At 51.2% G+C, this 19,846-nt stretch carries 20 protein-coding genes; 18 read left to right on the top strand and 2 right to left on the bottom strand.

Annotated elements, in window-relative coordinates; all coding sequences use genetic code 11:
* Positions 1-79 precede the first annotated feature (79 nt).
* The 8 genes from M1D61_RS16345 (at position 80) to M1D61_RS16310 (ending at position 8,210) form a co-directional block, all read left to right on the top strand.
* Complete coding sequence (locus tag M1D61_RS16345) at positions 80-1,147, top strand: sulfate ABC transporter substrate-binding protein (RefSeq protein ID WP_458119702.1); 1,068 nt, start codon at positions 80-82, stop codon at positions 1,145-1,147.
* Between the two features lie 328 nt (positions 1,148-1,475).
* On the top strand, positions 1,476-2,291 hold the full coding sequence (locus M1D61_RS16340) for an MBL fold metallo-hydrolase (protein ID WP_458119701.1): 816 nt from the start codon (positions 1,476-1,478) through the stop codon (positions 2,289-2,291).
* A 218-nt stretch (positions 2,292-2,509) separates the two neighbouring features.
* Entirely contained in the window at positions 2,510-3,238 is a 729-nt protein-coding gene (locus M1D61_RS16335; protein WP_458122536.1) for an amino acid ABC transporter ATP-binding protein, read from the top strand.
* A 60-nt stretch (positions 3,239-3,298) separates the two neighbouring features.
* Positions 3,299-4,138 (top strand): glutamate ABC transporter substrate-binding protein, encoded by an 840-nt coding sequence (locus tag M1D61_RS16330; RefSeq protein ID WP_458122535.1) that lies wholly within the window; start codon positions 3,299-3,301, stop codon positions 4,136-4,138.
* Positions 4,139-4,424: 286 nt separating this feature from the next.
* Positions 4,425-5,078 carry an amino acid ABC transporter permease gene (locus tag M1D61_RS16325; protein WP_458119700.1) on the top strand — a complete coding sequence of 218 codons (654 nt, stop codon included), beginning with the start codon at positions 4,425-4,427 and terminating at the stop codon, positions 5,076-5,078.
* A gap of 32 nt (positions 5,079-5,110) precedes the next feature.
* On the top strand, positions 5,111-5,776 hold the full coding sequence (locus M1D61_RS16320) for an amino acid ABC transporter permease (RefSeq protein WP_458119699.1): 666 nt from the start codon (positions 5,111-5,113) through the stop codon (positions 5,774-5,776).
* Between the two features lie 222 nt (positions 5,777-5,998).
* The gene (locus tag M1D61_RS16315) at positions 5,999-7,291 is read left to right on the top strand and encodes an ATP-binding protein (RefSeq protein ID WP_458119698.1); all 1,293 of its coding nucleotides are present in this window, start codon (positions 5,999-6,001) and stop codon (positions 7,289-7,291) included.
* A gap of 1 nt (position 7,292) precedes the next feature.
* Positions 7,293-8,210 carry a response regulator gene (locus tag M1D61_RS16310; RefSeq protein WP_458119697.1) on the top strand — a complete coding sequence of 306 codons (918 nt, stop codon included), beginning with the start codon at positions 7,293-7,295 and terminating at the stop codon, positions 8,208-8,210.
* 538 nt (positions 8,211-8,748) lie between these two features.
* On the opposite strand, the gene M1D61_RS16305 is transcribed toward M1D61_RS16310, so the two are convergent.
* Together M1D61_RS16305 and M1D61_RS16300 are read right to left on the bottom strand one after the other, a co-directional pair.
* Positions 8,749-9,546 (bottom strand): Cof-type HAD-IIB family hydrolase, encoded by a 798-nt coding sequence (locus M1D61_RS16305; protein ID WP_458119696.1) that lies wholly within the window; start codon positions 9,544-9,546, stop codon positions 8,749-8,751.
* Positions 9,547-9,616: 70 nt separating this feature from the next.
* The gene (locus tag M1D61_RS16300) at positions 9,617-10,618 is read right to left on the bottom strand and encodes a lipoate--protein ligase (protein WP_458119695.1); all 1,002 of its coding nucleotides are present in this window, start codon (positions 10,616-10,618) and stop codon (positions 9,617-9,619) included.
* 308 nt (positions 10,619-10,926) lie between these two features.
* On the opposite strand from M1D61_RS16300, the gene M1D61_RS16295 reads away from it, so the two are divergent.
* The 10 genes from M1D61_RS16295 (at position 10,927) to M1D61_RS16250 (ending at position 19,841) form a co-directional block, all read left to right on the top strand.
* Entirely contained in the window at positions 10,927-11,109 is a 183-nt protein-coding gene (locus M1D61_RS16295) for a hypothetical protein (RefSeq protein WP_046213028.1), read from the top strand.
* Positions 11,110-11,367: 258 nt separating this feature from the next.
* Positions 11,368-12,477 carry a pyridoxal phosphate-dependent aminotransferase gene (locus M1D61_RS16290; protein ID WP_458119694.1) on the top strand — a complete coding sequence of 370 codons (1,110 nt, stop codon included), beginning with the start codon at positions 11,368-11,370 and terminating at the stop codon, positions 12,475-12,477.
* A complete protein-coding gene (gene cbiB, locus M1D61_RS16285; RefSeq protein ID WP_458119693.1) occupies positions 12,477-13,484 on the top strand; it encodes an adenosylcobinamide-phosphate synthase CbiB in 1,008 nt (335 codons plus the stop codon). Before M1D61_RS16290 ends, cbiB begins: the two co-directional genes overlap by 1 nt.
* On the top strand, positions 13,481-14,176 hold the full coding sequence (locus M1D61_RS16280; RefSeq protein ID WP_458119692.1) for a histidine phosphatase family protein: 696 nt from the start codon (positions 13,481-13,483) through the stop codon (positions 14,174-14,176). Before cbiB ends, M1D61_RS16280 begins: the two co-directional genes overlap by 4 nt.
* A gap of 60 nt (positions 14,177-14,236) precedes the next feature.
* On the top strand, positions 14,237-15,241 hold the full coding sequence (locus tag M1D61_RS16275) for an ABC transporter substrate-binding protein (RefSeq protein WP_458119691.1): 1,005 nt from the start codon (positions 14,237-14,239) through the stop codon (positions 15,239-15,241).
* Positions 15,242-15,273: 32 nt separating this feature from the next.
* A complete protein-coding gene (locus M1D61_RS16270; RefSeq protein ID WP_458122534.1) occupies positions 15,274-16,275 on the top strand; it encodes a FecCD family ABC transporter permease in 1,002 nt (333 codons plus the stop codon).
* Between the two features lie 67 nt (positions 16,276-16,342).
* The gene (locus tag M1D61_RS16265; RefSeq protein WP_458119690.1) at positions 16,343-17,170 is read left to right on the top strand and encodes an ABC transporter ATP-binding protein; all 828 of its coding nucleotides are present in this window, start codon (positions 16,343-16,345) and stop codon (positions 17,168-17,170) included.
* A 141-nt stretch (positions 17,171-17,311) separates the two neighbouring features.
* Positions 17,312-18,382 (top strand): nicotinate-nucleotide--dimethylbenzimidazole phosphoribosyltransferase, encoded by a 1,071-nt coding sequence (gene cobT, locus M1D61_RS16260; RefSeq protein ID WP_458119689.1) that lies wholly within the window; start codon positions 17,312-17,314, stop codon positions 18,380-18,382.
* Entirely contained in the window at positions 18,379-18,957 is a 579-nt protein-coding gene (gene cobU / locus M1D61_RS16255) for a bifunctional adenosylcobinamide kinase/adenosylcobinamide-phosphate guanylyltransferase (protein WP_458119688.1), read from the top strand. The genes cobT and cobU overlap by 4 nt, the downstream gene beginning before the upstream one ends.
* The gene (locus M1D61_RS16250; protein WP_458119687.1) at positions 18,954-19,841 is read left to right on the top strand and encodes an adenosylcobinamide-GDP ribazoletransferase; all 888 of its coding nucleotides are present in this window, start codon (positions 18,954-18,956) and stop codon (positions 19,839-19,841) included. The genes cobU and M1D61_RS16250 overlap by 4 nt, the downstream gene beginning before the upstream one ends.
* The last annotated feature ends 5 nt before the right edge of the window (positions 19,842-19,846 follow it).

The following is a 19,846-nucleotide window of genomic DNA, read 5'->3' as shown; positions in this document are numbered from 1 at the left end:
GCGAAATGCTGGACAATCCAGGCAGAAAGCACAAACAGACCTGTTCACAAGCAGCACAGATCGGAGAGGAGAGAGCAGAATGAAACGAGGAATCCCATTATCTGCAGGACTACTGATATGGATTATCCTGCTGAGTGTGCTGCTCTCCGGATGCAGCGGCAAGGAAGAATCCGGAGCACAGCCTGCATCCGCTGCTCCGGCGGCAGCCGGGGATGTGACACTGGTAATCGGCGCCTACAGTGTAGCCAAGGATGCAGTCGGTGAGATCCTGCCGCAATTTCAGCAGTACTGGAAAGACAAGACTGGCCAGAAGGTAAGCTTCCAGGAGTCGTATGAAGCCTCCGGTACACAGGCACGGGCGATTGCCGGAGGTTTTGAAGCCGATGTGACGATTCTGTCGCTCGAAGGTGATGTCGATAAGCTGGTCAAAGCGGGATTGGTCGATAAAAACTGGAAAGACGCTCCATATCAGGGCATGGTCACACGTTCGATTGTTGTACTCGGTACACGAAAGGGCAATCCGCTCGGTATTCATCAATTTCAAGATCTGGCACGTCCGGGTGTCAAAGTGCTGTATCCTAACCCCAAAACTTCCGGCGGCGCACAGTGGGATATCAACGCGATCTACGGTGCAGGACTCAAGCAGTCGGAACGTGAACAAGGCAAAAAAGATCCTGCCGCAGCCAAAGCTTTTCTGGAGGAGGTTCATCAAAATATCGAATCCCTCGATAAAAGCGGACGGGCATCGATGGCTGCTTTTGAATACGGGGTAGGCGATGTCATTGTGACGTACGAAAATGAACTGCTGGCACGGATGGTCAAGGGAGCACAGTACGATCTGGTCGTGCCCGACGATACGATCCTGATCGAGAATCCTGCTACCGTAGTGGATTCGTATGCAGACAAGCATGGTACCCGTAAGGTCGCCGAAGCCTTTCTGGATTATCTGCGTACACCCAATTCTCAGGAGATCTTTGCGAAACACGGCTTCCGGCCGGTGGAAGAGCAGGCGATGAAAGCTCACCGCAGTGAGTACCCGGATCCGCCGGGGCTGTTCGATATACAGTACCTGGGAGGATGGAGTGAAGTACGGAGTTCGCTGTATTCCAAACGGGGGATATGGTATCAGGTATTGGCAGGGATTTGATGCTATTTGCGTTTACTGCCAGCCAATTATGAATAAAAGACCTGCAGGTACAATTATCTATCTAAGAAAATAAAGAACAGGGAAAAGCAGATAATAGGCTTTTCCCTTTTTTTGTATTTAATTTCTTGAAATGGTGCAGATTATTGATTTCAAAAGGCATCTTCATTGCGGTTGATATCGAAAATGGAAGGAAGATGGTATACTCTATGGTATATCCTCTAGATACAATAGACTACAATCTTATATGTAAACAACCAATAGACTGCATTTATGAAATATGACATTAGCGATCAAGTAACAGACCTCAGGCTCAAGGAGAGAATACAGTATGAACGGACGTGTAGTGGATCGATTAACATTTTTGGGAACAGGAGATGCAATGGGTGTTCCCCGGGTGTATTGCGACTGTGAAGTGTGCGATGAGGCGAGGAATAGCGGTACCAACCGGCGCTTGCGCTCATCCGTGCTGATTGAGAGTACGGAAGGTGACTTTCTGATCGACTGTGGTCCTGACTGGCGGCTGCAGATGGAGATGATTAACCGTCGTGCGGATATTACGGATATCGTGATCACCCATGCGCATTTCGACCATATTGCCGGACTGCCGGAATGGGCGGATGCATGCCGATGGCAGGGAGTCACGGGAAGAGTATACGCACCGCAGGAAGTGCTGGATATTATTGAGCGTCAATATCCATGGATTAGCAAGCATCTGGACATGATTGGCAATGATGAAGGCATGATGCTGAGCGGATGGAAAATGACGCCATGGAAAGTTCATCATGGATTTAACGGATATTCCTATGCTTACCGGATGGAAAAGCATGATTTTAGCTGGGTGTACTGCCCGGATGCGATCGGCCTGACCGCCGAGCAAAAGGTATTGATGGACCGGCTCGACCTGCTGATTCTCGGTACCAGCTTTGTCCATGAAGAAGCAGAGTACAGCACTCGCTCGGTATACGATATGCGTGAAGCGGCCGAACTGGTCGATGAGCTGGCTCCGATCCAGACGATTTATACGCATATGTCCCACGATGTGGATCTGCGGCAGGAGTTGGAGCTGCCGGTCGGAGCCAGTACAGCGCGTACAGGCATGACAATTGATTTGGGTAATTACACAGCGCTGCTGCCCGAGGAATAAAACAAGAATGCTACTTGTAAAAGTAGACCGGTATCAGAAGATACCGGTTTATTTGTATTTTTTTGATCATTTTTTATAAGAATTCAGGAATTTACAGCACTACAGCGTAGGTTTACGTAGTTTTCTGTAGGTGTAGGTTAGTATTATTAAAAATGTAAGTATACCTAACAGGTTAATCGTGAAAAAGATAAATTTTTTACATAAAAAGGAGGAAAATGATGATTACCTTCCATGAAGTTGACAAATTTTTCGGAGACTTTCAGGTATTAACTGGAATTAACCTGCATGTCGAGTCAGGAGAGGTTGTGGTAGTACTCGGTCCCTCCGGCTCCGGCAAAAGTACGATGCTGCGCTGTATCAATCGGCTGGAAGAGACCAGCAGCGGTCAGCTGACCGTAAATGGAGTGCGTGTGGATGAACGCAAAACGGATCTGAATAAGCTGCGCCGCAATATCGGCATGGTGTTCCAGCATTTCAATCTGTATCCGCACAAGAAAGTCATCGACAATATTACGCTCGCTCCGATCAAGGCACTAGGCGTCTCCAAAGCCGAAGCGCATAAGACGGCTATGCATTATCTTGAAAAAGTCGGCATTGCCGACAAGGCACAGGCGTATCCTTCCCAGTTATCCGGTGGTCAGCAGCAGCGTGTGGCGATTGCCCGGGGATTGGCGATGAAGCCGCAGATTATGCTGTTCGATGAACCGACCTCGGCGCTTGATCCCGAGATGGTCGGAGAAGTACTGGACGTAATGAAGGCGCTTGCTCTGGAAGGTATGACGATGGTGGTTGTTACCCACGAAATGGGCTTTGCCCGTGAAGTGGCTGACCGGGTCGTCTTTATGGATCAGGGCAGGATTGTGGAAGAAGCTCCACCGGAACAATTTTTCTCCGATCCCAAGGAAGAACGGGCCAAGCTGTTCCTCAGCCGTCTGTTGAATCACTAATCACACTGCCGGATATTTGTCTGTTTTGGCACGTATACTAATGAAAAGGGGAAATGAATGATGTCTAACAAAAAAAGATTCTCGCTCCTCCTTGTATGTATGATGGCTCTGGTGGCTGTACTGGGAGCATGCAGTACGACCACATCGAATACGAGCGGCGGTTCTGCGGAAAGTAATGCAAGTGCACAAATCGATCAGATCAAGCAGCGCGACAAACTAATTGTGGGTGTCAAATATGACACGAAACTGTTCGGTCTCAAAGATCCAGGCAGCGGCAAAGTAGAAGGTTTTGATGTAGACATGGCTCATGCCCTCGCCAAAAGCATTCTCGGGGACGAGAGCAAGGTGGAACTGAAAGAAGTAACATCCAAAACCCGTATCCCGATGCTGAACAATGGTGATGTGGATATGGTTATCGCCACGATGACAATTACGGATGCACGCAAAAAAGAAGTCGATTTCTCGGATGTGTATTTCCAGGCAGGTCAATCCCTGCTCGTGAAAAAAGGCAGCCCGATTCAGGGAATTGAAGATGTAACCGCCGATACGACAATTCTGGCAGCCAAAGGCGCGACATCGATCGATAATATTGAAGAAAAAGTACCTGATGTGAAAGTACTGGAATTCGATAACTATCAGGATGCTTTCAACGCTCTCAAAGCCGGACAGGGTGATGCACTGACGACAGATGATGCGATTCTGTACGGTATGGCTGCACAGGACCCGAACTACGAAGTGGTGGGCAAGCCATTTACCGATGAGCCATATGGTATCGCGGTGAAAAAAGGCCAGACCGGTCTGGTGGAAGCAATCAACAAAGGGCTGACTGATATGAAAGCAGACGGTTCTTATGATGAGCTGTACAAAAAATGGATTGGTAAGGCACCGGAAAACAAATAAGCTGGATCGACATGAAATCGCCGGGATTAGCGTAATTGAATAAGACAGGGATGGGCAATCACGCCCATCCTTTTCATTAGAACAGGTGAGATGGTAATCGGATAAAAGGCAGGCCGAGGTAAAGATCTTATTTGGACAGAAAGAACAAAGTGGAAAATAACGAATAAAAATAGGGGACATGAAATAGCGAACATGAAGCAAAGAAAGCGGACATAAAGCAGTATATCAAAGCTGCATGCTGCGTCGTCAAAATCTTTGGCAGTAAAGAATTAAAGGAGGTATGAGAATGCTGGATTTTTCCATTCTGATTGAATATTTCCCTGACTATATGGAAGGGTTTCTGAATACGATCCAGGCAAGTGTAATTGCGCTGATCGGAAGTTTTATTCTTGGTACGATTATCGCCGTCTTCCGGATTACCGGCATCAAGCCGCTGCAATGGCTGGGAACTGCCTATGTAGAGTTTATCCGTAATATACCGATTCTGATCGTTGTACTGTTTTTCTATCTGGGTTTACCCTCTCTAGGAGCCCGGCTGGATGGATTCCAGGCAGGAACGCTGGGTCTGACAGTATATACATCCGCATTTATTGCTGAAGCAATCCGGGCGGGGATTTTGTCTGTACCCAAAGGACAGATGGAAGCTGCACGTTCGTCAGGGATGACTTACATACAATCAATGCTGCATATTATTTTGCCGCAGGCGATCAAACTCGTCATTCCACCGCTGAGCAACCAGTTTATCAACCTGATTAAAAACTCGTCAGTGCTTACAATCGTAGCCGGACTGGATCTGATGTACTTTGCCGATTCTATCAATGGAGATAGTTATGCCACGGTCAGCACGTATATTTTTACAGGCATGTTCTATCTGGTACTGACGCTGCCGATGAGCTATGGTTCTCATGTACTGGAACGCCGACTGGCCAAAAGTTCATAACAGATCAGCAATAAGGGTTAAGGAGGAGTACTATGGATTTTGCAGGTGCGTATTCACCCGAGAATTTGAAGTTTCTGATGGAAGGTCTGGGCATGACACTGTATGTGGCCTTCTTTGCTATTATATTCAGTTTTGTGATCGGATGTTTTGCCGGGGTTATCCGGTATATGCAGATTCCCGTATTGTCACCGGTATTGGCTATAATCGTGGAAGTGCTGCGTAATCTGCCGCTGCTGTTGATCATTTTCTTTGTTCAGTTTGCAGTTCCACAGATTTCATTTTTCGGTATTCATTTCAAGTTTACAATACCGGTAGGTGCCATTATTGCCCTGACTTTGTTCGAAGCGGCGATGATCTCGGAGATTGTTCGTGCCGGTCTCAAGTCGATTCCGAAAGGACAAGTGGAAGCCGCACGTTCGTCAGGACTGGGAGCAGTACAGACACTCTGGCATATCGTACTGCCGCAGGGGCTGCGCCGGATGGTGCCGCCGCTGGTCAGCCAGTTCATTTCCCTGCTCAAGGATACCTCGCTCGCAGTTATCGTAGCGCTGGCGGAACTGATGCATAATGCGCAGATCATCATGGGACAGAATCAAAACTATCCGATCCCGATTTTGCTGCTTGTCGCAATGATCTATTTTATTGTAAATTATACATTATCCCTGATCTCCAGACGGTTGGAGACCAGAACGGCTTAAGGTACACACAGGCGGCCGGTTTCCGGAAGGAGACCGGTTTTTGTTATTTCTGGAGGATGAAACATGTTGTATAACCGTTATGGAGAGTGTTTTATAATGAAAACAGCATGAAAGGGAATTTTTATGATACCATATAAACAATTTCACAAAACGACAGGGACACCAGTGCCAGCTGCAATTATAAGCCAGTCCGATTCGCGTCGAAAGGGAGCTGAAGGACATATGCCTGCTCTTTTTAGAAAGGAGAAAGTCCAGATTCTGGCGGTAGCGCTCGGAACAGCGATTGCCGGAGAGTTCAAGATCAATCCGGTGCCTGGAGATCTGTTTCGAATCGGTCTGGGCGGCAGTGCATTTTTGCTGTTCCTGCTGCTGATGAACCGGCTGCCATTTATCCGGGCAGGCATATGGACGGCAGTGACGGTTATTGTATTCCGGATTGTGCTGGATCTGGTTTTGAGACCGGCCGAGTTTGAATGGATGAACCGGCTTCAGGTGCATACGTCCGGCGGGTTGTACTATCTGACATTTTCCATCGGTATGTATCTGATTCAGGGGCAGATTGAACGGATGAATCTGCTGCTGCTTGGTGTGCTGGCGACATATATTGATTTTAGTTCCAATACGATCGAGATGATCTGCAGATGGCTGCTAACCGGATCGGAAATAGGCAATCCGGCGATATGGGGATATATTGTTCTCGTGGCGGCGATCCGGGGATTTTTCATGACAGGGCTGTACAGCAGCATCGCAGTCAGCCAGATCCGCGCACTATCGCTGGAGCAGAATAAGCGAATGGAACAAATGCTGTCGGTCAGTTCGGGTCTATATGGGGAAGTCTTTTACCTGCGCAAATCGATGGATACGATTGAGCGGGTTACCAGCAGCAGCTATAGGCTGTACACGGATCTCAAGCGGGAAGGTCTGAGCGAGTTCAGTCAGCGGCAGCTTAGTATTACCCAGGAAATACATGAAGTCAAAAAAGATTCCCAGCGCATCGCTGCTGGATTGCTCAAGCTGTTTGAGCAGGATGCACAGTCGCTGCTGTCCCTGTCGGAGATTATAGATTACGCCATTCGCGGTAACCGTAAATATGCGATCATGCTGAACAAGCAGGTGGTCTTCAGCGCCCATCTGGATCAGGATTATCTCACATCGGATTATATCCCGCTGCTGACGCTGCTGAACAATCTGCTGGCCAATGCGATTGAGGCATTGGACAGGTCCGGTTCAATTGAACTGCGTATCGAGCAGCAGGGTGATCGCACCGTATTAACGGTCGCTGATTCAGGCAAAGGAATTTCCGAGCGTGACCGGGAGATGATCTTCGAACCGGGATTCACGACCAAGTTTGCGCAGGGAGGCAGTGCGGCGACCGGAATCGGGCTTTCGCATGTGCATGATATTATTGCCTCGCTGGGTGGCAGTATCCGGCTCTGTCAGCAGGAAGAATATGTACCATGGACAACGGCGTTTCGAGTAGAACTACCAACCGATTCACTAAAGAGAGGAGGATAATATGGGATTATCTTTTTGTATTGTAGATGACGATCCGGCAACACGCGCCATGCTGGAGAATATTATTAGAGAAAGTAATCTGGGCGAAGTAACCGGTACGGCCAGAGGTGGCGAAGAAGGTATGCGTATCATTATGGAAAGTCAGCCGGATGTCGTTCTAATCGATTGGCTGATGCCTGATCAGGATGGACTGGAGACGATTGTACAGCTGCAGCGACAAGGATTTCGCGGCAAATACGTCATGATCTCGCAGATCGAGAATCAGGAGATGGTCGGAGAAGCGTATCAGTCGGGAATCGAATTTTTTATCCGCAAGCCGATTAACCGGATTGAAGTGGAGTCGGTATTGTCCCGGGTCAGTGAGCATTCGGAGATTCAGCAGTATCTGCATGAACTCAAGTCTTCACTGTCCCGTCTGGACACGCTGAATCTGCTGTCTGCCGAACGTCAGACTGCGGTACCGGTCAAGCCGCGCAGTATCAGCGAAGTCATACGCCCCATTTATATGAATCTGGGCATTGTCGGCGAAGCCGGCTGCAACGACATTACCGCCATTATGGAAATGCTGCTGCAGCGTGGTCAGGCAGGCCCATTCCCGCCGCTCAAGCAGCTATACGAGGGAGTGGCTGCCAGCTACAAAACGACGCCGCGCGAAATAGACAAAGAAGCCAAAGCGATCGAACAGCGTATCCGCCGTACCGTTACGACAGCACTCACCCACCTGGCATCGATCGGACTGACAGATTACGGCAATCCCAAGTTCGAACACTATGCTCCGCTCTATTTCGACTTTGAGGATATCCGAGCCAAAATGAAGGAAATCGACGAAGAACGCGATGACAGCAAAAGCAAAGTCAGCATCAAAAAGTTCCTGCAGGTACTTTACCTTGAAGCACTGGACCAGATGCAAAATGTATAATTAGTAAGCATAAGCATAAGCATAAGCATAAGCATAAGCATGAGCATGAGCACACAATGTATACAGCAACACTAAAATCAAAAGCACCTTGCGGTGAGTATAGCATTATCCCGGCAATATCACGGAATGATGCTATACTCTCTGGCAAGGTGCTTTTTTGGTTTTGCTTTTTTCATCGTACAATTTCTATTTTCTTGCTGCATCCGTTTCGTTCTCTGCTCTATGATGCTTACAAACAACTAAATGGTATCACCAGCTGTATAACAAAATCCTGACTGCCAGCACGACTTAATTATGCAGTAGAAAAATGATACAGCGCCCAAGCTATGCTCAATTTGCCATAGCGGAGGAAAGGGAATTTGGTCAAAGGACGACCTTTGAGCCGGGAGATCGCCCTTTTAACCTATTCCGGATCTCCCGGCTCAACCGGAGGACGTAACCAAATCCCTTTCCGCAGCGGATGATGCACATACGCATAACCCGCGCAGATACGCAGCGGATGTGCATATACACATAACGTACACGTGCCCGCACACAATCAGCCTTTAAGAATAAACTCCTCGATAACCTGCTTCACGCCATCTTCGTTGTTGCTCGCCGTAATGTAGTCGGCAATCTCTTTGAGCGGCGGAATCGCGTTGCCCATTGCTACACCAAGACCAGCCACTTCCAGCATCTCGTGGTCATTCCAGGAATCGCCGACAGCGATCGTATCCTTCAGATCACAGTTGAAATGTTCTGCCAGGAAAGTGAGTGCAGCTCCTTTGGTACCTTCCTTGTGCATGATTTCCAGGAACTCCGGCTTGGACTTGGTAATGTGTACACCGTCGCCCAGCAGTTCGCGAAGAATCGGCTGCAGCTCATCCAGGAAGTCCGGATCGTCGATGATCAGCATTTTTGGTGTGGGCTGTTCGATCATTTTGATAAAATCAGGCTCTACGTAATATTGTGTACGATTGAGCGTTGTGTAGTCGATCAGATGCTGGTTCAGCTCGCGCGCATACAGTTTGTCATCGATGTAGGTCTGCAGATGAAGATTGTGCTCCACGCAGTATTCGAACAGCTTGCGTGCCGCTTCGATTGGTACATAACGCTCATACAGGACTTTTTCATCCATCAGGTTTTTGATCAGGGCACCCTGGTACGTGATGATCGGTACGTTCAGTCCGGTCTGGCGGGCAATCGCCTGGGCGGATGCATAGGCGCGTCCGGTAGCGAGTGTCACCACGGTTCCTTTGGCAACGGCCTGTTCCAGTGCTTGCTGGGTGGCAGGGGTTACTTCCTTATCATCGTTGATCAGCGTATCGTCGATATCAATAGCGATTAATTTATACATCGTATGCTCTCCTTCTATCCTCAAATGGGTCTGTATTTATAGGTGTACAGGAATCATCCGGATTCGCTGCTTAATCTTCCAGCAGGGCGAGTCCGATAAAGTCTTCCAGTTCCACATTACCAAAATAATGCTTGATATCCAATCCTTGCAGAGCTTCGCGCACCGCCGCTTCTTCATAACGCTGGCCGCGCAGTCGGTTCTCGATATCCGCCACATCGCCGATGCCAAAGAAATCACCGTAGATCTTGATTTCGTGGATATGGCCTTCTTTGATATTCATGCGGATATCAATAATGCCGGCCGGGAATTTTTTGGCGTGTTTGATATTGGATTCCGGGGATTGGCCGTAGTTCCAGTCCCAGTTGCGGTAGCGTTCTGCGGAGATTTCATGGATTTTGGCCCAGTCTTCCTCGGTCAGTACGTACTGGGGAACATCGGCAGGTTCCACACCGAAAATATGACGCAAAATATCATCGCGAAACTCTTCCATGGTCATCGGCTGATTCAGGAATTCGGAGATATTGGCGACCCGGCTGCGTACGGATTTGGTACTCTTGGACTTGAACTTCTCCGGGTTGACCTTGAGTGCGGACTGCACATTATCCAGTTCGGAATTGAACATCAGCGTACCATGGCTGAACATGCGGCCGCGAGTGGAGAACTGGGCATTGCCGGAAATTTTCTGTTCGCCGACCTGAAGGTCATTGCGTCCGGACAGTTCGGCATTGACGCCAAGCTGCTGCAGCGCTTCGACAACCGGCTGGGTGAATTTGCGGAAATTGTGGAACGATTGTCCGTCGTCCTTGGTCAGGAAGCTGAAGCTGAGATTGCCGAGATCATGATAGACGGCGCCACCGCCGGACAGACGGCGTACGACGTGAATATGGTTGGCTTTTACATATTCGGCGTTGATCTCTTCGATTGTATTTTGATGCTTGCCGATAATGATGGACGGTTCGTTAATATAGAACAGCAAATAGCTGTCATCCATCGGCAGATGCTTGAGCACAAATTCTTCAATAGCCAGATTGATCGTTGGATCGGTAATGCCTTTGTTATCGATAAAGAGCATGGTATTTCCTCCATTTATGTTCACCTTACCGGCATGGTCTCTGCGAATGATGATACAACCGCTGCCTGACAAAACGGATGAACGGCCGCTCTGCCGGGCAGTCCCGGAGACTGAAATGTTCGCAAATATGCCTGCTTTCTTATTGTAAACGAAAGATATACCAAAACCAATTGAATTATGCAAAATGATAGTATTGACTATTGATCCGGAAACATCGCCTGCCTGAAGCTGGATGGGCAATTCCGCGTTTAGCTGTAAAAAGAGACGGGTAATAGCTGTTAACGCTTGCTATAAGGAGGCCTACAACGATGAGTGATCAAGCAAAAGATTTGCTGAAAAGTAAGCAGGAAAAAGATCAGCATAACCAGGACATGAAAAACTTCGTGGATGGTAAAGAGCAATCACCGGATCTCGAGCAAGGCGTATCCGATCAGGGTCGTGTACCGGATGAGCAGCACCATATGAAAGATCAGGAGAATCGCAGAATATAACCGTACAGCGCAGATATCGCTGTACAGAGAAAGGCCGCCAGGCTGCTTGAAACAAAAGCGGACCGGCGGTCTTTTTTAAAATAACCGGAAAGGGGAAAATCATGATATCCACCGTTTTCATTGAGATTATTCGGCAAGCTATAGTAATGTAATATTACATACATATATGAAGTTGCAGTCTCTGCATCGCCTGTTCAACATGCAAGCCTAATAGACGATGTGAAGATTGCAAGGAGCAGGAAGGAGAACACAGCAGGTATGATTGAAATCTATGGACATGGAGGCGACCGGGAGACGGCGGCCGAGCAGTTTGGGCGGCCGGTCTCGGAGCTGCTGGATTACAGCGCGAATATGAATGCGGCCGGACCGCCTCCGGGGCTGCTGGACTATCTGGTGGACTATCTGCCACAGATTATGCATTATCCCGATCCGGCGCACCGGCGTCTGCGCTCACTGCTGGCAGAGCGGAATCATTGCACGGAGGAACAACTGGTGATTGGTAATGGAGCGGCAGAATGCATGGCACTGCTGCTGTTGGCACTGCGTCCGGCACGGGTAGGCTTGGCCGAGCCGTGTTTCTCGGAATATGCCCAGCTGTCAGGCCAGTATGGCAGTGAAGTGATTCGGATTCATGGCCGCAAGGAACTGGATTACCGGGCGGATGCAGCAGAGATCTGCCAGCTGATTCCGCAGGTGGATCTGCTTTTTCTCGGTCAGCCGAATAATCCGAATGGTGTACAGTACATAAGCAAAGACCTGCAGCGGATAGCAGATACGGCGAGAACACATGACGTAACGCTGGTGGTGGATGAAGCCTTTATCGACTTTATTCCGAGAGCCCGACGTGTATCACTGCAAAGCGAGCTGGAGCAATATCCGAATATGATCATCGTGCGCTCGATGACCAAATTCTATGCTATTCCCGGTCTGCGTCTTGGCTATACGATCAGTTCTCCGGGATGGGCCGCCAGACTGCGCAGCCAGCAGGTAACCTGGAGTGTGAACACACTCGCACTGGCTGCTGGCGAGTGGTGTCTGAAAAATAGCCGGGCGGAGGAGTATGAACAGCAGACTATCCTGCATAATTTGTGCCAGCGAGATCGGCTGCATGAACATCTCACCCGAATGGGCTGCACAGTCTGTCCGGGAGAAGCCAATTACCTGCTGGTCGAGCTGGAGGAACCGTGGACAGCGGAACATTTTCAAATAGCTATGGGCCAGCGTGGTATTCTGATCCGCAGCTGCGCCATGTATCCGGGTCTTGGCAGCAGGCATATACGGATCGCTGTAAAGGATGAAAACAGCAATACAAAGCTGCTGAAATGCTGGGAGCAGATCATGATCGATCCACAGCAGGATGAAATGTGATGGACCTGCTGTACTGGCAATATGTTGCTCTCTGGGCAGGAGGCGGCTGGATACCTTTGGCAGCTTATATACTCGACCGAATTATCGGTGATCCCCGCTGGCTGCCTCATCCGGTGATTGGCATGGGCAAGACGATTCAGGCAGTGGAGCGGATGATCCGAAGCTGGCGACTGCCGGAGCATCGTCTGCGTATGGCAGGGTTGCTGCTGCCGATACTCATCGTGGGTGGCGTCTGGGTCATAACGTGGATGCTGCTGCTGGTGGCGCAATGGATTCATCCGTATGCAGCAGCAGGTCTGGAGATTGTACTGATTGCGACAACGATCGCTTCCAAAGGTCTCAAGCAGGCAGGCATGGCTGTCTACCGGGATCTGATTGGACAGGACCGGTCTGCTGCCCGCCGCTCCCTGAGCATGGTCGTCGGAAGGGATACCGCTGATCTGAACGAACCGGAGATCATCCGGGGAACGGTGGAGACCATCGCCGAAAATATCGTGGATGCAGTCATTTCCCCGTTGATCTACGCAATGATCGGCGGAGCACCACTGGCCATGGCTTACCGGGCGGTCAATACACTCGACTCTATGGTCGGTTATAAAAATGACAGGTATCTCTATCTCGGCTGGGCTTCTGCCCGGCTCGACGATCTGGCCAATTATATCCCGGCACGTATAACGGCTGTCCTGCTGGTTATGCTCAGTATGCCGATGCGGTTAAATGCTGCCGGTGCATGGCAGACAGTTATGCGTGATGCTTCCGGACATCCGAGTCCCAACAGCGGTTACCCGGAAGCCGCGGTCGCCGGAGCGCTCGGTATCCGGCTTGGCGGACAGAACAGCTATCACGGTGTCATTTCTCATCGTGCCTATATGGGTACAGCCCGGCGCAGCATGGTGCCGGATGATATTATTCGGACGAACCGGCTGATGTACTGGACCGGTACGGTTATGGCGCTTGGAGGAACTGTGTTGTTGCTATGGGTAGGGAGAGGCGGTGGCGGAGCATGAAGATGCAGATAGTGCTGCTGCGCCATGGCACGACACAGTGGAACCGGGAAAAGAAATATCTGGGACATACCGATCTGCCGCTGATTGCCGAGGCGCAGCAGGAACTGGAACCTGTACGCCGTGCATTAGAGGAATGGCAATGGGATGGGATGTATTGCAGCGATCTGCTGCGCTGCCGGGAGACACTGGAGCGGATTATGCCGCGTTCACTTCATTCCGAATCAATGCCCGCAGTGATCCATGATGCCCGGCTGCGTGAACTGGACTTTGGCCGCTGGGAAGGACTGACCTATAATGATCTGTGCGAACAGCCGGCATACAGGCGCTGGATCGATGATCCTTCGTCCATCTGCCCGCCGGATGGAGAATCCTGGCAGCATTTTAGCCAGAGGGTTGAGCAGTTTGCCCGAATGATTCTGCCTGATTCCGGTACAGTGGACCACTTTTCAGATCGGTCTCCGTTCCAAGATCAGCCGGCTGCTGCCAAGAATGTGACCGATATGCCGCTATTCCTGGACAGATCCGATTCGGTGCGGCGGATTATGGTCATGACTCATGGCGGAGTGATTCGCCAGTTCATCACATGGTGCTGTCCGGGTATCCATTTCTGGGAGCTGACGATTCTTCCGGGTAGGGGTTATCTGCTGAATTGGGATACAGCGGATTGTGAGGTCGTGGCTTTTCCCCTATAATCATGAGGTTGTGCTTAATAAAACTGCTATTAAGAAGCTGTTATCAAAGGAGAATAAGTAATGAATATGAACAGGTATACTTCCCGATGGGCGACGTCCATCATGATTCTGTCGCTCGCCCTGATGCTGGCTTCCTGCGCACCTGCCCAGGAAAGTGCTCCAACTGCGCAGCAGCCGGCTGGCAATGAAGCCGCTTCAAACAGCGGTACATCCGTCTCCCAGACGGTCTATCCGTTAACTGTACAGGATGCAACCGGTAAATCATTTACGTTCGATCAGGCACCGCAGCGCATCGTGTCCATCTCTCCGGCAGAGACAGAAGCTCTGTTTGCCCTGGGACTGGATCAGCAGATTGTGGGTGTATCACAGTATGATGATTATCCCGAACAGGTAAATACCAAAGCCAGAATCGGCGGAATCACCAAGCCGAATGTGGAAGCGATTATCGCCCAGAACCCGGATATCGTTTTTACCGGCATTTCTTCCAGTGAGGAGCTAGTACAGGAGCTGCGTAATGCAGGCATTAATATTTTTAAAACGACTCCAAAAACGGTGAACGATGTCATGAACAATATCGAGCTGTACGGCAAGATCACCAACCGTCAGGCAGAGGCCCGCAAAGTAACGGATCATATGAAGGAACAGATGCAGATGGTCAAGGATGCGGTCGCTTCTTTGAAGCCGGAGCAGAAGAAAAAAGTGTATATCGAGTTTTCTCCCGGCTGGACGGTCGGCAAAGGGGAATTTATGGATGAGCTGATCACGCTCGCAGGTGGCATTAATATTGCCGGAGACACTGAAGGCTGGAACGAAATTAATGAAGAAAATATCGTCGCAGCCGACCCGGATGTAATTCTCTATTCCAAGGAAACGGTTGATACCAAAACCAAGCAGACACTGGATCAGATTATCCGTGCCCGCAGCGGCTGGAGTGAAATCAAAGCGATTAAAAATGATCAATTATTCGGTCTGAATGATGATCTGGTCAGCCGTCCGGGACCGCGCGTAACAGACGGACTGGTGGAAATTGCCCATGCGATCTACCCGGATCTGGTTAAGAAGTGAGCCGTAAAGCCGCACTTCCGGTACTGCTGTTCATGGCTATACTGGCGATCAGCTTCGTACTGACGACCGGAATTGGCTCGGTCTATATCCCAGCAGGGCAGATTACCCGTATTCTGCTGCATCACCTGCCTTTTATGCAGCAATGGGTCGTGCCGGACTGGAGTACGGCTTCAGAACAGATTATGCTCAAAATCCGCATGCCCCGTGTAGTGCTATCGATGCTGGTTGGAGCGGCACTCGGGGTGGCAGGAGCTGCCTTTCAGGGCGTACTGCGTAATCCGCTGGCCGATCCGTTCACGCTGGGTGTCTCGTCAGGGGCATCGGTGGGAGCGGCAGTGCTTATTTTCACTGGTTATCAATATTCGCTGCTCGGCGGCTGGACGCTGCCCCTGGTTGCTTTTGCGACCGGTATGATTACGCTGTACGGTGTATTGATGCTGGCGCGTGAACAGGGACGGATTCCGACCAACAGCCTGATTTTGGCAGGGGTTGTGATGCAGTCTTTTCTCGGAGCGATCGTCTCGTTTCTGGCTTCAATGTCGGAGGGAAGTGTGAATGAGATTATATTCTGGACGATGGGCAGTCTGAGTCTGCGGGGCTGGCCGTATGTAGTCGTGATGCTACCTTATGTGCTGGCCGGTATGCTGTTCCTGTGGAGTCAGTCCCGGGCAATGAACCTGCTGGCGCTTGGGGAGAGAGAAGCTGCTCATCTTGGTCTGCCGGTAGACCGGACCAAGATGTTGGTGCTGATCGTGGCAACATTGATTACGGCGGCAGCGGTATCGGTATCGGGGGTGATCGCCTTTGTCGGGCTGGTCGTACCGCATATGATCCGGCTGTTGGTCGGTTCCGACTATCGTCTGCTGATTCCGCTGTCGGCACTGGGAGGCGGTATTTTCCTGGTGTGGGCGGATACGGTAGCGCGTACCGTACTGTCACCGACCGAGATTCCGCTTGGAGTGGTGACAGCCTTTGTCGGTGCGCCGTTCTTTGCCTATTTGCTGCATCGTTACAAAAAGCAGCAGAGTAAGTAGGGAAGCCGTGTGATCTGTATCCAGAACGTTTATCATCGTAAAGACTGCCGGAAAAGGAGGAGACATCATGGCATCAACAACCGATCCGCAGGAACATCAGGGAAAAGCACCCGTACCTGTCGTGGCACTACAGCAGGCTGGTAAATCCTACGCCCGCAAGCCGGTACTGCAGGATGTAAACTGGCAGGTTCAGGCAGGAGAGTGCTGGGGAATTATCGGTCCCAACGGCAGCGGCAAAACTACGCTGCTGCAGTTGATCTCCGGTATTGAGCGACCAGATACCGGTAAGGTAATGCTGGCAGGCCGGGATATTGGCAGCTGCAGCCGCCGCCGTATTGCCAGGTTCACAGCCGTGCTCGGACAGGAGGGGCTGGCGCCGCTGCATTATCCGGTACGGGAGGTGCTGGCGATGGGCAGGTATCCGTATCAGAGTTGGCTGGGCCGCGATGAGCTGGATACAGCCGACGAGTTGATTGATCAGATTATGGACCGACTCGATCTGCGTTCGCTGGCCAATCGTCCACTGGATCAGCTGAGCGGCGGGCAGCGTCAGCGGGTCGCATTTGGCAAAGTGATGGCTCAGCAGCCGAAGCTGCTGCTGCTGGATGAACCGACCACGTATCTGGATATTGCCTACCAGATTCATTTTATGGAATGGCTGGATGAATGGCGGCGGGAATCCGGCATTACGATTATTGCGGTGCTGCATGATCTGAATCTGGCTGCCCGGTATTGCGACCGCCTGCTGGCGTTGAATGAAGGGCAGGTCGTCCAGACCGGCACACCTGAGCAGCTGATGCAGGAAGAGACGATTCGCCGTCTTTTCCAGGTGGAGCCTGCGATCGTGCATCATCCGGATATTCGTGTTCCCCAGCTGCTGCTGAAGCGGCAGTAAAAAGTAAGATTTATTACTACTACTATGGGTATCAACATACTATACAAATGTAGATGTGCATGTCTGCCGATATTTGTCCCCACCGAGCGGTGTCAGCTGTGAAGCGGACAGCCGGCAGACAGAAATAGAAGGAGGATCATCATGGAGCAGTTCATTCGAGAAGTCTCGGAACGTATTCAACCTGTCCATCTGGAAGTAGGCCGTGCGGCACAGCTGCATCTGGATCAATTGACCAAACCGCCGGGAAGCCTGGGCATGCTGGAGAATCTGGCAGTGCAGCTGGCCTGTATTACCGGAGAAGTTAAGCCGGTGATCGACCGCAAGACCGTCATCGTGATGGCTGCGGATCATGGAGTGTGTGAAGAGGGAGTCAGTGCCTTTCCACAAGAAGTTACCCAGCAAATGCTGCTGAATATGCTGTCCGGGGGAGCGGCGATTAATGTGCTGTCCCGGCAGGCCGGCGCAGATGTGCTGTGTGTGGATATCGGGGTCAAAGGCAATATCGAGCATCCCGAGTTGATTAATCACAAAATCCGTCAGGGAACCGGCAATATGGCACGCGAGCAGGCAATGACCCGCGAACAGGCGATTCAGGCGGTGGTGACCGGAATGAATATCGCGATTGAAGCAGCGGACCGCGGCAGCCAGCTGTTTGTGACGGGGGAAATGGGGATTGGCAACACGACGGCCAGCAGTGCGATGCTGTGTGCGTTGTCCGAATTATCACCGGAAGAAGTCACCGGACGAGGTACCGGTCTGACCGACAGTGAACTGCGGCACAAGGCCAGAGTGATCCGGGAAACGCTCTCTTTTCATCAGCCGGACAGCAAGGATACGATCGATGTATTGGCCAAAGTAGGCGGTCTGGAGATTGCCGGTCTGGTCGGCGTGATCCTCGGGGCAGCTTCACAGTCTTGTCCGGTAGTATTGGATGGATTCATCTCCACGGTAGCTGCGGTAGCTGCCTATACAATGGCTCCGCAGGTCAAAGGTTATCTGATCGGTTCCCATCTGTCGGCAGAAAAAGGCCACCGGCTTGCACTCAAACAGCTCGGAATCCGTCCGCTGCTGCAGCTCGATATGCGCCTCGGTGAAGGCACCGGTGGTGTGATGGCATTGCATATGATTGATGCAGTCAGTCATCTGATGAACGAGATGGCTACTTTTGCCAGTGCAGGGGTATCCGACAGTTCCGGGACCGTGTCCGGATGAGCGGATACCTTTCCGGTAAAACGCTGGTGACCGGTGGAGCACGAAGCGGGAAAAGCACTTTTGCCGAACGTCTCTGCGCCGCCGAACATAGCGAAGCCTGGTATGTGGCAACAGCACAGGCTGGTGATGATGAGATGCGGGAGCGGATCGAGCGCCATCAGCAGCAGCGGCGGGAGAGCGGTTATGACTGGCAGGTATGCGAGGAGCCGCTCAATCTGGCCGGGCTGCTGCACCAACGGACCGAAAAGGATGGTACAGCACCTGCCCTGTTGATCGATTGTCTGACACTGTGGCTCTCCAATCTATTGTTCAAATACGAGCATGAGGCAGATGTGCAGGCCAGAGTGCTGCAGGCCGTCGAAGAGCTGGCTGCTGCCATTGAAGATTATCCGGGAGCTGTGATTGTAGTGACCAATGAAGTGGGTGATGGGATCGTGCCGTCTTACCCGCTTGGCCGGCTGTACCGCGATCTGGCGGGGATTGCCAACCGCCGAATGGCCAATCTGTGCTCGCGTGTATTTCTGGTGACGGCAGGCATACCGATTGAATTGAAAAGCAGGGAATACCATTTATGAAGAGGGAAATGGAAGCGGCAGCGGCGGCTTTTCAGTTTCTCTCGCGTATCCCTGTGCGGCTGCAGCTGGATTTTGGCAATGAGCTGCTGTGCCGCAGTGTAAAGTATTATCCGCTGGTCGGACTTGTAATCGGAATGTGCACCGCTGCCGGAGCGGTGCTTTTTCAGTGGCTGCTGCCAGCAGGTCCTGCATCGGTGCTCGTCCTCTGCCTGTGGATTGGGCTAACCGGAGCTCTGCATCTGGATGGCTGGATGGACAGCGCAGATGGTCTGCTCAGTCACCGTTCCAGAGAACAGATGCTGGATATTATGAAAGACAGCCGGGTAGGCGCGATGGGAGTTATCGCCTGTGTGCTGCTGCTGGGGCTGAAAGGGTCGCTTCTCTATACGCTGATATCAGCGATGCCTCATTCTACATATGCAATCTGTGCCGTTATGGTACTGCCGATGATCTGGAGCCGCTGGTATATCGTTAAGGCAATGACAGGCTGGCCTCCAGCCAGACAGCAGGAAGGACTGGCTGCCCTGTTCTCGGGTACGGGCCGGCAAGAACTGAAGGGCGCGTCATATACAGCGCTCTGCTCTACAGGACTGATCGTGCTTGTCCTGTGGCTGCTGATCCCGCATGCCGCTGGATGGACCGGAGCCATACCGCTGACTACCTATGATGATCATCTGCGCCGCGCAGCTCTGGCTTCATTGCTCTGCTGCCTGCTCAGTCCATTATGTGCCTGGCTGACAGGCGGCTGGATGGCCGGGCGTGCAGCCAGACGGATCGGTGGATTGACCGGTGATATTTACGGTGCCCTGAATGAAGGGATTGAAATGCTGATTCTGCTGATGATCACCGTCATCTGGCATCAGTTCGGGCTGCTGGGACAATAAGAAAC

This window comes from Paenibacillus sp. Z6-24, assembly GCF_054161335.1.
Note: the sequence above shows the minus strand (reverse complement) of the source record. Positions and strands in the feature narration are given on the sequence as shown.